The organism is Cupriavidus gilardii (genome assembly GCF_017598945.1).
GTDB classification, from domain to species: domain Bacteria; phylum Pseudomonadota; class Gammaproteobacteria; order Burkholderiales; family Burkholderiaceae; genus Cupriavidus; species Cupriavidus gilardii_E.
In genome coordinates, this window is record NZ_JAGFTW010000012.1 from 98,735 (window position 1) to 112,466 (window position 13,732).

12 protein-coding genes are annotated in these 13,732 nt (G+C 66.1%); 11 read left to right on the forward strand and 1 reads right to left on the reverse strand.

What is annotated here, in order from left to right:
- Nucleotides 1–91 precede the first annotated feature (91 nt).
- From bamA to J5T34_RS06565, 8 genes are all read left to right on the forward strand, one after another.
- Nucleotides 92–2,392 (forward strand): outer membrane protein assembly factor BamA, encoded by a 2,301-nt coding sequence (gene bamA / locus J5T34_RS06530; RefSeq protein ID WP_208579138.1) that lies wholly within the window; start codon nucleotides 92–94, stop codon nucleotides 2,390–2,392.
- Between the two features lie 13 nt (nucleotides 2,393–2,405).
- Entirely contained in the window at nucleotides 2,406–2,933 is a 528-nt protein-coding gene (locus J5T34_RS06535) for an OmpH family outer membrane protein (protein ID WP_174107286.1), read from the forward strand.
- Between the two features lie 34 nt (nucleotides 2,934–2,967).
- Nucleotides 2,968–4,074, forward strand: a complete 1,107-nt coding sequence (gene lpxD / locus J5T34_RS06540) for a UDP-3-O-(3-hydroxymyristoyl)glucosamine N-acyltransferase (protein WP_208579139.1) — start codon at nucleotides 2,968–2,970, stop codon at nucleotides 4,072–4,074.
- On the forward strand, nucleotides 4,071–4,523 hold the full coding sequence (gene fabZ / locus J5T34_RS06545; RefSeq protein ID WP_174107284.1) for a 3-hydroxyacyl-ACP dehydratase FabZ: 453 nt from the start codon (nucleotides 4,071–4,073) through the stop codon (nucleotides 4,521–4,523). Before lpxD ends, fabZ begins: the two co-directional genes overlap by 4 nt.
- Nucleotides 4,524–4,619: 96 nt before the next feature.
- Complete coding sequence (gene lpxA, locus J5T34_RS06550) at nucleotides 4,620–5,423, forward strand: acyl-ACP--UDP-N-acetylglucosamine O-acyltransferase (RefSeq protein WP_174107283.1); 804 nt, start codon at nucleotides 4,620–4,622, stop codon at nucleotides 5,421–5,423.
- 107 nt (nucleotides 5,424–5,530) lie between these two features.
- Complete coding sequence (lpxB, locus tag J5T34_RS06555; RefSeq protein ID WP_244258736.1) at nucleotides 5,531–6,664, forward strand: lipid-A-disaccharide synthase; 1,134 nt, start codon at nucleotides 5,531–5,533, stop codon at nucleotides 6,662–6,664.
- 149 nt (nucleotides 6,665–6,813) lie between these two features.
- Nucleotides 6,814–7,554, forward strand: a complete 741-nt coding sequence (gene rnhB / locus J5T34_RS06560; protein ID WP_208579197.1) for a ribonuclease HII — start codon at nucleotides 6,814–6,816, stop codon at nucleotides 7,552–7,554.
- A 26-nt stretch (nucleotides 7,555–7,580) separates the two neighbouring features.
- Nucleotides 7,581–8,360: a TrmH family RNA methyltransferase gene (locus J5T34_RS06565; protein ID WP_208579140.1), complete on the forward strand. Its 780-nt coding sequence runs from the start codon at nucleotides 7,581–7,583 to the stop codon at nucleotides 8,358–8,360.
- 222 nt (nucleotides 8,361–8,582) lie between these two features.
- On the opposite strand, the gene ppsR is transcribed toward J5T34_RS06565, so the two are convergent.
- Nucleotides 8,583–9,434 (reverse strand): posphoenolpyruvate synthetase regulatory kinase/phosphorylase PpsR, encoded by an 852-nt coding sequence (gene ppsR / locus J5T34_RS06570; RefSeq protein WP_053821668.1) that lies wholly within the window; start codon nucleotides 9,432–9,434, stop codon nucleotides 8,583–8,585.
- Nucleotides 9,435–9,736: 302 nt separating this feature from the next.
- On the opposite strand from ppsR, the gene ppsA reads away from it, so the two are divergent.
- The 3 genes from ppsA (at nucleotide 9,737) to J5T34_RS06585 (ending at nucleotide 13,727) form a co-directional block, all read left to right on the forward strand.
- Entirely contained in the window at nucleotides 9,737–12,121 is a 2,385-nt protein-coding gene (ppsA, locus tag J5T34_RS06575) for a phosphoenolpyruvate synthase (protein ID WP_208579141.1), read from the forward strand.
- A gap of 193 nt (nucleotides 12,122–12,314) precedes the next feature.
- The gene (locus tag J5T34_RS06580) at nucleotides 12,315–12,740 is read left to right on the forward strand and encodes an NfeD family protein (protein ID WP_208579142.1); all 426 of its coding nucleotides are present in this window, start codon (nucleotides 12,315–12,317) and stop codon (nucleotides 12,738–12,740) included.
- A gap of 54 nt (nucleotides 12,741–12,794) precedes the next feature.
- On the forward strand, nucleotides 12,795–13,727 hold the full coding sequence (locus J5T34_RS06585) for an SPFH domain-containing protein (protein WP_208579143.1): 933 nt from the start codon (nucleotides 12,795–12,797) through the stop codon (nucleotides 13,725–13,727).
- The last annotated feature ends 5 nt before the right edge of the window (nucleotides 13,728–13,732 follow it).

Genomic DNA, 13,732 nt, shown 5'->3' on the forward strand with positions numbered 1-13,732 from the left:
GGCCACGGCATACCGTTGCGGACCTCGTCGCGAGGCCGCCCGGCGAAGCATCAGAGCCCAATCCTGCATGGAATCAAAGAGGGGATCAAGATTGATCAGACATAAGCGCATCTCGCTTAGCATGCTGGCGAGTGCCATCATCGCGGCCTGGGCACCGGCGGGCTGGGCCGCGGATCCGTTTGTGGTCAGGGATATTCGAGTCGAAGGTCTGCAGCGGGTCGAACCCGGCACGGTCTTCGGCTATCTGCCAGTCAAGGTAGGCGAGACCTTCACCGACGACAAGGGCGCCGACGCCATCCGCGCGCTCTACAACACCGGCTTCTTCAAGGACGTGCAGATCCGCGCCGAGGACGGCGTGCTGGTCGTCCACGTCGAAGAGCGCCCGGCCATCTCGCAGCTCGAATTCGTCGGCATCAAGGAATTCGACAAGGACACGCTGCGCCGTTCGCTGCGGGCCGTCGGCGTGGCCGAGGCGCGCTACTACGACCGCGCGCTGATCGACAAGGCCGAGCAGGAGCTCAAGCGCCAGTACGTCGCGCGCGGCTACTACGCGGCCGAGGTGCAGACCACGATCACGCCGGTGGACCGCAACCGCGTGTCGGTCGTGTTCAACGTCGACGAAGGCCCGATCGCCAAGATCCGCCAGATCAATATCGTCGGCAACAAGGCCTTCAAGGAAGGCACGCTGCGCGACGAGATGCAGCTGTCGACGCCGAACTGGCTGTCCTGGTACACCAAGAACGATCTGTATTCGAAGCAGAAGCTGACCGCCGACCTCGAGGCGCTGCGCTCGTTCTACCTGAACCGCGGCTATCTCGAGTTCGCGATCGAATCGACCCAGGTGTCGATCACGCCGGACAAGAAGGACATCTACCTGACGCTGAACATCAAGGAAGGCGAGCAGTACAAGGTGTCCGACATCCGCCTGGCGGGCGAGCTGCTCGGCAAGCAGGAAGAAATGGAGAAGCTGCTGACCCTGAAGAAGGGCGATATCTTCTCGTCGGAAAAGCTGACGCAAAGCACCAAGGCCATCACCGACCTGATGGGCACCTATGGCTATGCGTTCACCACCATCAATCCGCAGCCGCAGATCGACCGCGAGAAGCGCGAGGTCGCGCTGACGCTGATGGTCGACCCGGGCCGCCGCGTCTACGTGCGCCGCGTCAACGTGGTCGGCAACAGCAAGACGCGCGACGAGGTGGTGCGCCGCGAAATGCGCCAGATGGAAAGCTCGTGGTTCGACAGCGAGAAGCTGACGCAATCGCAGGCCCGCATCAACCGCACCGGCTATTTCACCGACACCAACATCACCACCGAGGACGTGCCCGGCGCGCCCGACCAGGTCGATGTGAACGTCAACGTCACCGAGAAGCCGACCGGCCAGATCAGCCTGGGCATGGGCTTCTCGTCGACCGACAAGCTGGTGCTGCAGGCCGGCCTGCGTCAGGACAACGTGTTCGGTTCGGGTACCAGTCTGGGCCTGGACGTGAACACCGCGAAGTCGTTCCGCACGATTGCCCTGACGCAGTACGACCCGTATTTCACCGTCGACGGCATCAGCCGCTCCACCGACATCTACTACCGGACCTCGCGCCCGCTGTACTACATCGGCGATCAGGATTACCGGATCGTGTCGACCGGCGGCAGCTTCAAGTTCGGCGTGCCGTTCTCGGAGAACGACACGGTGTTCTTCGGCATCGGCTACGAGCGCACCGAGCTGACGGTGTCGAACAACACGCCGATCCAGTATCAGCGCTGGGTGCGCGAGAACGGTGACGTCACCAACAACTTCCCGTTCACGATCGGCTGGGCGCGCGATCGCCGCGACAGCGCGCTGATCCCGACCAAGGGCCCGTACACGCAGGCCAACCTCGAAGTCGGTCTGCCGGGCATCGGCGACACGCAGTACTACCGCGCCACGCTCCAGCAGCAGTACTACTATCCGCTGTCGAAGGCCTTCACGCTGGCATTCAACGGCGAAATCGCCTACGGTCACGGCTATGCCGGCAAGGACTTCCCGGTCTTCAAGTACTTCTACGCCGGCGGTATCGGCTCGGTGCGCGGCTACCAGACCAGCACGCTGGGCCCGAAGGACCAGAACGGCAACCCGATCGGTGGCGCCTCGAAGGTGATCGGCAACGTCGAATTCATCTTCCCGCTGCCGGGCTCCGGCGTGGACCGCACGCTGCGGCTCTTTACGTTCTTTGATTTCGGTAACGTGTACCAGGAAGGCGAAGCGCCGCGCTTCAGCGATCTGCGGTATTCGACCGGTCTCGGCCTGTCGTGGCTGTCGCCGATCGGACCGCTGAAGGTCAGCGTGGGCTTCCCGCTCAAGCGCGAAGAGGGCGACCGCACCCAGCGCTTCCAGTTCCAGATCGGTACCGCGTTCTGACAGAGGTCGATTCATGAAAAATACAACCCGCATCATCCAGTCCTTCGCCGTCGCGGCCGGAGCGGCGGCCGCACTGGCGGTGGCCGCCCCCGCCAGCGCGCAGGAAACCCGCATTGCCGCCGTCAATTCCGAGCGCATCCTGCGCGATTCGCAGCCGGCCAAGCAGGCCCAGGTCAAGCTGGAGCAGGAGTTCTCCAAGCGCGACCGCGAGCTGCAGGACATGGCCCAGAAGATCAAGGGCATGGCCGACCGGCTCGACAAGGACACCGCCGTGCTGGCCGATGCCGACCGCCAGCGCCGTCAGCGCGAGCTGGCCGATCTGGACCGCGAATTCCAGCGCAAGCAGCGCGAATTCCGCGAGGACCTGAACCAGCGCCGCAACGAGGAACTGGCGCAGGTGCTCGAGCGCGCCAACCGCGTGATCCGGCAACTGGCGGAGCAGCGCAAGTACGACCTGATCGTACAGGAAGCCGTCTACGTCAATCCGCGCATCGACATCACCGACGATGTGATGAAGGCCCTGAACGCCGGCGGCAAGTAAGCCGTCCGCGTTCGTCGTTTCAGGAAGTACCGCGATGAAGACACCCACACTGGGTCAGCTCGCCACGGACACCGGCGCGCAAGTTGTGGGTGATCCCACGCTGGCCGTGCGCGGCCTCGCGCCGCTCGATCAGGCCGGGGAAGGGCAGCTGTCCTTCCTGTCCAATCCGCTGTACCTGCCGCAGGCGCTGACGTCGTCGGCCGCCGCGGTGATCGTCTCGCCGGCCGACCTCGAGCGCATTCGCGAGCAGGGCCGTGCCGACGGCCGCAACTGGCTGGTCGCGCGCAATCCCTATGTCTGCTTCGCCCGCATCGCGCAGCAGTTCGACCGCGCCGCCAATCACGACCCGCGCACCGGCATCGACCCGCGCGCCAGCGTCGCCGACGGCGCGGTGGTGCCCGCCTCCTGCTATATCGGCCCCAATGTCGTGATCGAAGCCGGCGCCCGGCTCGGCGAGCGCGTGCGCGTGCTGGCCAATACCTATATCGGCGCGGGCGCGCAGATCGGCGACGATACGCTGCTGTACGCCAACGTGTCGGTCTACCATGCTTGCGTAGTCGGGCAGCGGTGCATCGTGCACAGCGGCGCGGTAATCGGTGCCGACGGTTTCGGTTTTGCGCCGGACATCCGCGCGGACGGCGTCGAATACGTCAAGATTCCGCAGACCGGCCGCGCGGTGCTCGGCAACGATGTCGAGATCGGCGCCAACACCGCGATCGATCGCGGCGCGATGGGCGATACCGTGATCGAGGACGGCTGCAAGATCGACAATCAGGTCCAGATCGCGCATAACGTGCGCGTCGGCGCCCACACCGTGATCGCCGGCTGCGCCGCGATCGCCGGCAGCACCAAGGTGGGTCGCTTCTGCGTGATCGGCGGCTCGGCCAATTTCGCCGGCCATCTGCAGATCGCCGATCGCACCACGGTGTCGGGCGGTACCTCGATCACCAAATCGATCACGAAGCCGGGCCAGCACTTCACCAGCGTGTTCCCGTTCCTGCCGCATGGCGACTGGGAGCGCAACGCCGCCATCGTGCGCGGGCTGTCGAAGCTGCGCGAACGCGTGGTGCAGCTCGAGAAGCGCCTGCGCGGGCAGGGCCCGGACGCCACGACAAAGAATACGGAAGAGAAATCATCATGACCGCCACCGACATCGACATCCGCCAGATTCTGAAGCTGTTGCCGCATCGCTATCCGATCCTGCTGGTGGATCGCGTGCTCGAATTCGAACCGCAGAAGCGCATCAAGACGCTGAAGAACGTCACCATCAACGAGCCGTATTTCCAGGGCCATTTTCCCGGTGCTCCCGTGATGCCCGGCGTGATGATCCTCGAAGCGCTGGCGCAGTCGGCCGGCCTGCTGACCTTCGGCGCCGACATGGAGCGCAAGGAAGGCTCGCTGTACTACTTCGTCGGCATCGACGGCGCCCGCTTCAAGCAGGTGGTCTATCCGGGCGACCAGCTGCATATGCATGTCTCGGTCGAGCGCTACATCCGCGGCATCTGGAAATTCAAGGCCCACGCGACGGTCGACGACAAGATCGCCTGCGAGGCCGAACTGATGTGCACCGTCAAGCAGGCCGACGCCTGAAGGCACGGCGCCAGGCGCCGTCTTGACGCAGCGCCCGCTAACGTGAACACGAAGGCGGGCGCGCCGCCCACCACAAGATCGATAGGACTTTCACGCATGACGCAAATCCATCCCACCGCCCTGGTCGACCCGAAGGCCGAACTGGCGGCCGACGTCAGCGTCGGACCGTTTTCCATCGTCGGTCCCCATGTGCGGATCGGCAGCGGTACCGTGATCGGTTCGCACACCACGATCGAAGGCCATACCACTGTCGGCGAGGACAACCGCATCGGACCGTACGCCTCGGTCGGCGGCGCGCCGCAGGACATGAAGTACCGCGACGAGCCGACCCGGCTGGTGATCGGCGACCGCAACCGCATCCGCGAATTCACCACGATCCATACCGGCACGGTGCAGGACGAGGGCGTGACCAGCATCGGCAACGACAACTGGATCATGGCGTACGTGCATATCGCGCACGATTGCCGCGTCGGCAACCACACCGTGTTCTCGAGCAACGCGCAGATCGCCGGCCATGTGCAGGTGGGCGACTGGGCCATCCTCGGCGGCATGAGCGGCGTGCACCAGTTCGTGCGCATCGGCGACCATGCGATGCTCGGCGGCGCCTCGGCGCTGGTGCAGGACGTGCCGCCGTTCGTGATCGCGGCCAGCGACAAGAACGGCAACAAGGCCACGCCGCACGGCATCAACGTCGAAGGGCTGCGCCGCCGGGGTTTCGATGCGGGCCAGATCGCCGCGCTCCGCCAGGCCTACAAGCTGCTGTACAAGTCGGACCTGGGCTTCGACGAGGCCCAGGCCGAGATCGGGCAGATGCTGACCCAGGCCGATGCGAGCACTGCCGTGCCGCTGCGGGCCTTCCTCGAGTTCATCGCCGCGACCAAGCGCGGCATCGTGCGCTGAAGCCCGGCGTCGCCATGGCCGACGCGAACATGCAGCCGCTCCCGGTACTGGAATCCCAAGCCGCCGCCGCGTCGTCGGCGCTGCCCGAATTGCGGGGCGAGATCGCCATGGTGGCCGGCGAGGCCTCGGGCGATCTGCTCGCCTCGCTGCTGTTGACGGGGCTGCGTGCGCGGCTCGGCGATGCGGTGTCCTACTCGGGCATCGGCGGCGCACGCATGATGTCGCAGGGCTTCGTCTCGCACTGGCCGATGGAGACGCTGTCGGTCAACGGCTATGTCGAGGTGCTGGGCTCGCTGCGCCAGATTCTGGCCACCCGACGGGCGATCCGCGACCGCCTGCTGGCCGATCCGCCGCTGTGCTTCATCGGCGTCGACGCGCCCGATTTCAACTTCGGACTGGAGGTCCCGCTGCGCCGTGCCGGCATTCCGGTGGTGCACTTCGTCAGCCCGTCGATCTGGGCCTGGCGGGGCGGGCGGATCCGCACCATCGCGCGTGCAGTCGATCATATTCTTTGCCTGTTCCCATTCGAGCCGGAGATCTACGCCAAGGCCGGCATCGCGGCGACGTATGTCGGCCATCCGCTGGCCGACGTGATCCCGATGGTGCCCGACGTCGAAGGCGCGCGGGCCAGGTTGGGTCTGCCCGCCGGGCGGCGCGTGGTGGCGGTGCTGCCGGGCAGCCGGCAGTCCGAGGTTCGGCATCTGGGGGCGACCTTTTTTGCCGCGATGGACCAGATGCGGCAGATGGACAACGCGCTGGCCTTCGTGGTGCCGGCCGCCAATGCGTCGCTGCGGGCGGTGATCGAATCCCATGCCGGCGAGTATCCCGAACTGGACGTGACCATCGTCGACGGCCAGTCCCATCTGGCGATGGAAGCGGCCGACGTGGTGCTGCTCGCCAGCGGCACCGCCACGCTGGAAGCGGCGTTGTACAAGAAGCCGATGGTGATCTCGTACAAGGTGCCCTGGCTGACCGCGCAGATCATGAAGCGGCAGGGCTATTTGCCCTATGTCGGCCTGCCGAATATCCTGTCGGGACGCTTCGTCGTTCCCGAGCTGCTGCAGGACGACGCCACGCCCGAGGCGCTGGCGCGCGAGACGCTGCTGCAGCTGAACGACCAGGACAACACCGCCTTCCTGTACGAGCACTTTACGCAGATGCATCAGACCCTGCGCCGCAATACCGCCGATATCGCCGCCGATGTGGTGGTCGATCTGCTGCGCAGCCGGAGGGCCGGCTGATGGCGCGGCTGCCTGCGCGCAAGCCCGGCACCGGCCCCGCGAACGCCGGCAAGCCCGGCGCGACGGCCCGCGCGACCCGGTCGAGCAAGGCCGCCAAGGCAGCCGCCGCCGAGGCGCAGCTGGGCCTGTCGCTGTCGCCGGCCGCGGCGATGGCGCAGCGGCTGTGCGGCGTCGACGAGGCCGGACGCGGACCGCTGGCCGGCCCGGTGTTCGCTGCCGCGGTGGTGCTCGATCCGGCGCGGCCGATCGAGGGTCTGGCCGATTCCAAGATCCTGACCGCGGCCCGGCGCGAGGCGCTGTTCGACGAGATCTGCTCGCGCGCGATGGCCTGGCACATCGCCTTCGCCACCGTCGAGGAAATCGACACGCTGAATATCCTGCACGCGACCATGCTGGCGATGCAGCGCGCGGTGCACGGCCTGGCGGCCTGCGGCATCGCCCCGGATCTGGTGCAGGTCGATGGCAACCGCTGCCCGCACGTGCCGTATCCGGTCGAGGCGGTCATCAAGGGCGATGCCACCGTGCAGGCGATCTCCGCCGCTTCGATCCTGGCCAAGGTCGCGCGCGATCGCGAACTGGTCGCGCTGCATGCGCAATATCCCGAGTACGGCTTCGACAGCCACGTCGGCTACGGCACGCCGCAGCATCTGCTGGCACTGGCGCGCTTCGGCGCGACGCCGCATCACCGCCGCTCGTTCGCGCCGGTGCGCGAGGCGTTGGTGCGCGGGCCGCTGGGCGCGGACGCCATCCTGCCGGTCGGCGAGATCGACGGGCTCGGCCTGAAGCCTTCCCCCGACGAACTGGCCGAGACCATCGACGCATTCGATGCGCTCGACGCCACCGACGAAGCCCTTGGCGCGGCGGTCAGCCCCGGGCCGGCGCTCTCCTAGCCCGTTCCGGATAACGCTGGATTAACGTGAAGCACGTCAGCTCGCGCGACAACGCGCTGTTCAAGCATCTGAAGGCCCTGACCGGCTCGACCCATCAGCGGCGCAAGGCCGGCCAATCCGTACTGGACGGCGTGCATCTGGCCGACGCCTATCTGGCCGCGCTGGGGCAGCCCGTCAGCTGCGTGGTCGCGGAGCGCCATCTGGACCATCCGGAGGTCGCGGCGCTGCTGGCCCGCATCGACGAGCAGCGCGTGGTGGTGCTGGCCGACGCGCTGTTCGCGCAGATTAGCGGCGTGGTCAACGGCATCGACCTGATGCTGGTGATCGATACCCCGGCCGGGCACCTGCCGGCGCGCATCGACACCGACTGCATCGTGCTCGACGGCGTGCAGGACGCGGGCAACGTCGGCTCGATCCTGCGCAGCGCCGCGGCGGCCGGCATCCGGCACGCGTTCCTGGCTACCGGCAGCGCCTTCGCCTGGTCGACCAAGACGCTGCGCGCGGCGATGGGGGCCAACTTCCACCTGAATATCGTCGAGCACTGCACCGTCGAGATGCTGGCGCCGCGGCTGGCCGTGCCGCTGCTCGCAACCTCGTCGCATGCCGACGCGGCGCTGTTCGATACCGACCTGCGCGGGCCGGTCGGCTGGGTGGTCGGCAACGAGGGAGCAGGGGTCAGCGCGCAGTGGATGGCGCTGGTCCAGCGGACGGTCGGGATCCCGCAGCCCGGCGGGCTCGAATCGCTGAACGTGGCCGCGGCCACCGCGGTGTGCCTGTTCGAGGCGGTGCGGCAGCGGCGGGGGTAGGGCTGGAATAAGGTCGGAAAAAGGGCCGGGAAAAAGGGCCGGGTTCGGTTCTCCCCGCGGCACCGGGCTCCCCTCTCCCGCACGGCGGGAGAGGGGCTGGGGGAGAGGGAAAACAGCAGTCGATCAACAGCGACTTTCGCTATTGCGAACGCCCGGCCCTCTCCCCCGACCCCTCTCCCGCAGGCGGGAGAGGGGAGAAACAAGAGAGGGGAACACTCCGCCTCAATAATTATCCCGATCCACCTTGATCTCCTGCAGGATCGTGGTGGCGATCTCCTCGATCGACTTGTGCGTCGACGACAGCCATTTGATCCCCTCGCGGCGCATCATGATCTCGGCCTCGTTGACCTCGTAGCGGCAATTTTCGAGCGACGCGTATTTGCTGCCGGGCCGGCGCTCATTGCGGATCTCGGACAGCCGCTGCGGATCGATCGACAGGCCGAAAATCTTCGGCTTGAAATCGTACAGCGCCGACGGCAGCTTGCCGCGCTCGAAATCGTCGGGAATCAGCGGGTAATTGGCCGCCTTCAGGCCATATTGCATCGCCAGATACAGGCTGGTCGGCGTCTTGCCGCTGCGCGACACGCCCACCAGGATCACGTCGGCCTCGGCCAGATTCTTGTGCGACTGGCCGTCGTCGTGGGCCAGCGAGAAATTGATCGCCTCGATGCGGTTCTTGTACGCCTCGGTATCGGCATTCTGGTGAAAGCGCCCGATCGCGTGGGTCGATTTCAGCCCCAATTCCTTTTCGAGCGGCTCGATAAAGGTCTGGAACATGTCCAGAATCATGCCCTTGGCGCGGCGCAGCGCCTTGTTCGACTCGGCATTGACCAGCGTGGTGAAGACGATCGGCGGGACGCCTTCGGCATAGAAGGCCTCGTTGATCTTGCCGACCGCCATATGCGCCTTTTCCGGCGTATCGATAAAGGGCATTCGCACCTTGCGAAAGCGCATTTCGAACTGGGCCAGGATCGAATGGCTGAATGTTTCGGCGGTGATCCCGGTGCCATCCGAGACGATAAATACGGTGCGGACGGCGGGCTTGTCGGCGCGCGGCGCGGCGGGGGAATCCATGTCTGAACAATTATTTTGGGGCCTGCCGCACGCGAAAGTGCGGTGCGGCACGGTAGAATAGCGGCGATCTTTTCGCTAAGCAATTGCACGGCGCGCCACGCGCGGGACGATTCGAAGCGGGATTGTCGACAAAATGGCTCGACAGCTTTCCGCCCATTCCATCGACCCGACAAGCGGCGACGGCCCACCGGTCACGGCCGATCCGCGCCCCGGATTGTTTAGCAAAGCGATCCGCCCGGTAGCAGAACTCCAATCACATTCCGGCGTGAGCGACAGGTTTCCTACTTTGTTTTGAGGCATTTATGACCAACCTGGCAAATGACGGCGCCTACGTGCTGCCGTTCGAGCAGTTGCGCATGGCGGATGTGGAAGTGGTGGGGGGCAAGAATTCGTCGCTCGGCGAAATGATCTCCCAACTGGCAGGCGCCGGCGTGCGCGTGCCCGGCGGCTTCGCCACCACCGCCTTGGCCTTCCGCGATTTCATCGCCCACAACAACCTCACGCAACGCATCTCCGATCGCCTGAAGGCGCTCGACGTCGACGACGTCAAGGCGCTGGCCGAAGCCGGAGCCGAGATCCGCAACTGGGTCGCCACCGCACCGTTCCAGCCGCGCCTGGAGCAGGAAATCCGCGAGCACTACGCCCGCGTCGCCGAGCGCGAGGGTGCCGAGGCATCGTTCGCCGTGCGCTCGTCGGCCACCGCCGAAGACCTGCCTGATGCCTCGTTCGCCGGCCAGCAGGAGTCCTACCTGAACGTCAGCGGCATCGACGACGTGCTCGACAAGATCAAGCACGTGTTCGCCTCGCTGTACAACGACCGCGCGATCTCGTACCGCGTGCACAAGGGCTTCGCCCACGACGTGGTGGCGCTGTCGGCCGGCGTGCAGCGCATGGTCCGTTCCGACCTGGCCGCTTCGGGCGTGATGTTTACCATCGATACCGAATCGGGCTTCCCCGACGTGGTCTTCATCACCTCCAGCTACGGCCTGGGCGAAACGGTGGTGCAGGGCGCGGTCAATCCGGACGAGTTCTACGTCTTCAAGCCCACGCTGCAGGCCGGCAAGTACCCGATCATCCGCCGCTCGATCGGCTCGAAGCTGATCAAGATGGAATTCACCGCGCCGGGCGAAGCCGGCCGCGTCAAGACGGTCGACGTGCCCAGCGAACTGCGCAACCGCTACTCGATCACCGACGAGGACGTCTGCGAGCTGGCGCGCTACGCGATGATCATCGAGAAGCATTACGGCCGCCCGATGGACATCGAGTGGGGCAAGGACGGCAAGGACGGCAAGATCTACATCCTGCAGGCGCGCCCCGAGACCGTGAAGAGCCAGTCGGCCGGCAAGGCCGAGCAGCGCTTCAAGCTGAAGGGCACCTCGGCGGTGCTGGCGACCGGCCGCGCCATCGGCCAGAAGATCGGCACCGGTCCGGTCCGCGTGATCAACGACCCCAGCGAAATGGAGCGCGTGCAGCCGGGCGACGTGCTGGTCGCCGACATGACCGACCCGAACTGGGAGCCGGTGATGAAGCGCGCCTCGGCCATCGTGACGAACCGCGGCGGCCGCACCTGCCACGCGGCGATCATCGCGCGCGAGCTCGGCGTGCCGGCCGTGGTCGGCTGCGGCGACGCGACCGACGTGCTGAAGGACGGCACGCTGGTCACGGTCTCCTGCGCCGAAGGCGACGAGGGCCGAATCTACGACGGGCTGCTCGAGACCGAGGTCACGGAGGTGCAGCGCGGCGAGATGCCGGAGCTCGACGTCAAGATCATGATGAACGTCGGCAATCCGCAGCTGGCCTTCGATTTCGCGCAGATCCCGAACAGCGGCGTGGGTCTGGCCCGTCTCGAATTCATCATCAACAACAACATCGGCGTCCACCCGAAGGCCATCCTCGACTATCCGCAGGTCGATTCGGACCTGAAGAAGGCGGTCGAGAGCGTGGCCCGCGGCCATGCCAGCCCGCGCGCGTTCTACATCGACAAGCTCGCCGAAGGCATCGCCACCATCGGCGCCGCCTTCTATCCGAAGCCGGTGATCGTGCGCCTGTCGGACTTCAAGTCCAACGAGTACAAGAAGCTGATCGGCGGTTCGCGCTACGAGCCGGACGAGGAAAACCCGATGCTCGGTTTCCGCGGCGCCTCGCGCTATATCGCCGAGGATTTCGCCGAGGCGTTCGAGATGGAATGCAAGGCCATGAAGCGCGTCCGCGACGAAATGGGCCTGACCAACGTCGAAATCATGGTGCCGTTCGTGCGTACGCTCGGCCAGGCCGAGAAGGTCGTCGACCTGCTGGCCAGGCACGGCCTGAAGCGCGGCGAGAACGGCCTGCGCGTGATCATGATGTGCGAGGTGCCGTCCAACGCGATCCTGGCCGAGGAGTTCCTGCAGTACTTCGACGGCTTCTCGATCGGCTCGAACGACCTGACGCAGCTGACGCTGGGCCTGGACCGCGATTCGGGCATGGAGCTGCTGGCCAAGGACTTCGACGAGCGCGACCCGGCAGTGCGCTTCATGCTGTCGCGCGCGATCTCGACCGCGCTGCGGCTGAACAAGTATGTCGGCATCTGCGGCCAGGGCCCCTCGGACCATCCGGACTTCGCCGCCTGGCTGGCCAAGGAAGGCATCAAGTCGATCTCGCTGAATCCCGATTCGGTGATCGACACGTGGCGGCAACTGGCGTCGTAATTTGAGCGACGACGACAGGCTCGGTGCCGTCTGCCGCGTCCTACTTGGGTAGGGCGCGGCCAGGCCCCCGCAGGTGCTTCGGTGCCGCGGGGGTTTTTCGCTTTGGGCGGGACATGGCTGCGGTCGATGCGCAGGGCCGTGCCCCGCAAGAAAAAACGGGAACAGCAATCACGATATCGAGGGGTGAATCGCCATGGCGGACTACCACATCTGGTTCGGCCTTGCGGTGCTGCTGGTCATTGCGGAACTGGCCAGCCTGACGCTGTATCTGCTGATCGTCGCGCTGGCGGCGGTCGCCGCGGGTATTGCGGCGCTGTCCGGGCTGGCTCTCGCCGCGCAGTTCGGCGTCGCGGCGGTGATCGCGCTGATCGGCTTCGCGGCCCTGCGGCGCTCGCGCTATGGCCGCACGCGGCGCGGGGCGGCCGCCACCGATCCCAACGTCAATCTCGATATCGGACAGGAGCTCGATGTGCCGGCCTGGGACGCCGATCGGCGCGCACGGGTGCCGTATCGCGGCGCGCAGTGGCAGGTCGAACTGGGCGCCTCCGGCGAGGCGCTGCCGGGCCGCTATCGCATCGTCGAGGTCCGCGGTAATACGCTGGTCGTGGTGCCGCGCTAGCCTGTCGCCTCCGTCATTTTTCCTCTTTCCCTTCAAGCAACCGATGGAGTCCCCATGCTAGAAGTCGCCGGCAGCGTGCTGCCTCTCCTGGTCCTGATCGCCGTGATCGTGCTGCTCGCGCAGAGCTTCAAGATCGTGCCGCAGCAGCACGCCTGGGTGCTGGAACGCCTGGGCAAGTACCGCGCGACGCTGACGCCCGGGCTGAACGTGGTGCTGCCGTTCATCGACCGCGTCGCCTACAAGCACATCCTGAAGGAAATCCCGCTCGACGTGCCCAGCCAGGTCTGCATCACCCGGGACAACACGCAGCTGCAGGTCGACGGCGTGCTGTACTTCCAGGTCACCGATCCGATGAAGGCATCGTACGGTTCGAGCAACTTTGTCGTCGCGATCACGCAGCTGGCGCAGACCACGCTGCGCTCGGTGATCGGCAAGATGGAGCTCGACAAGACCTTCGAGGAGCGCGAATACATCAACCACAGCATCGTCAATGCGCTGGACGAGGCGGCCTCGAACTGGGGTGTCAAGGTGCTGCGGTACGAGATCAAGGACCTGACCCCGCCGAAGGAGATCCTGCATGCGATGCAGGCGCAGATTACGGCGGAGCGCGAGAAGCGGGCGCTGATCGCGGCGTCGGAAGGCCGCCGGCAGGAGCAGATCAACCTGGCCTCGGGCGCCCGCGAGGCGGCGATCCAGCAGTCCGAAGGCGAACGTCAGGCGGCGATCAACAAGGCGCAGGGCGAGGCCGCGGCGATTCTGGCGGTGGCCGAGGCCAACGCGGAGGCGATCGAGAAGATCGGCCGGGCAATTCGCGCCGACGGCGGCGTCGAGGCGGTCAATCTGAAGGTCGCCGAGGAATATGTCGGCGCCTTCGCCAATCTGGCCAAGACCGGCAATACGCTGATCGTGCCGGGCAATCTGGGCGAAATGAGTTCGATGGTCGCGTCGGCGCTGCAGATCGTCAAAAGCCAGAAGGGCGCCGGTTGATCCGG

Bases quoted from the DNA above. Each gene is read 5' to 3' on its own strand.
- J5T34_RS06535 (WP_174107286.1), top strand. From the start codon at position 2,406: ATGAAAAATACAACCCGCATCATCCAGTCCTTCGCCGTCGCGGCCGGA.
- lpxD (WP_208579139.1), top strand. From the start codon at position 2,968: ATGAAGACACCCACACTGGGTCAGCTCGCCACGGACACCGGCGCGCAA.
- fabZ (WP_174107284.1), top strand. From the start codon at position 4,071: ATGACCGCCACCGACATCGACATCCGCCAGATTCTGAAGCTGTTGCCG.
- lpxA (WP_174107283.1), top strand. From the start codon at position 4,620: ATGACGCAAATCCATCCCACCGCCCTGGTCGACCCGAAGGCCGAACTG.
- lpxB (WP_244258736.1), top strand. From the start codon at position 5,531: ATGGTGGCCGGCGAGGCCTCGGGCGATCTGCTCGCCTCGCTGCTGTTG.
- rnhB (WP_208579197.1), top strand. From the start codon at position 6,814: ATGGCGCAGCGGCTGTGCGGCGTCGACGAGGCCGGACGCGGACCGCTG.
- ppsR (WP_053821668.1), bottom strand. From the start codon at position 9,434: ATGGATTCCCCCGCCGCGCCGCGCGCCGACAAGCCCGCCGTCCGCACC.
- ppsA (WP_208579141.1), top strand. From the start codon at position 9,737: ATGACCAACCTGGCAAATGACGGCGCCTACGTGCTGCCGTTCGAGCAG.
- J5T34_RS06580 (WP_208579142.1), top strand. From the start codon at position 12,315: ATGGCGGACTACCACATCTGGTTCGGCCTTGCGGTGCTGCTGGTCATT.
- J5T34_RS06585 (WP_208579143.1), top strand. From the start codon at position 12,795: ATGCTAGAAGTCGCCGGCAGCGTGCTGCCTCTCCTGGTCCTGATCGCC.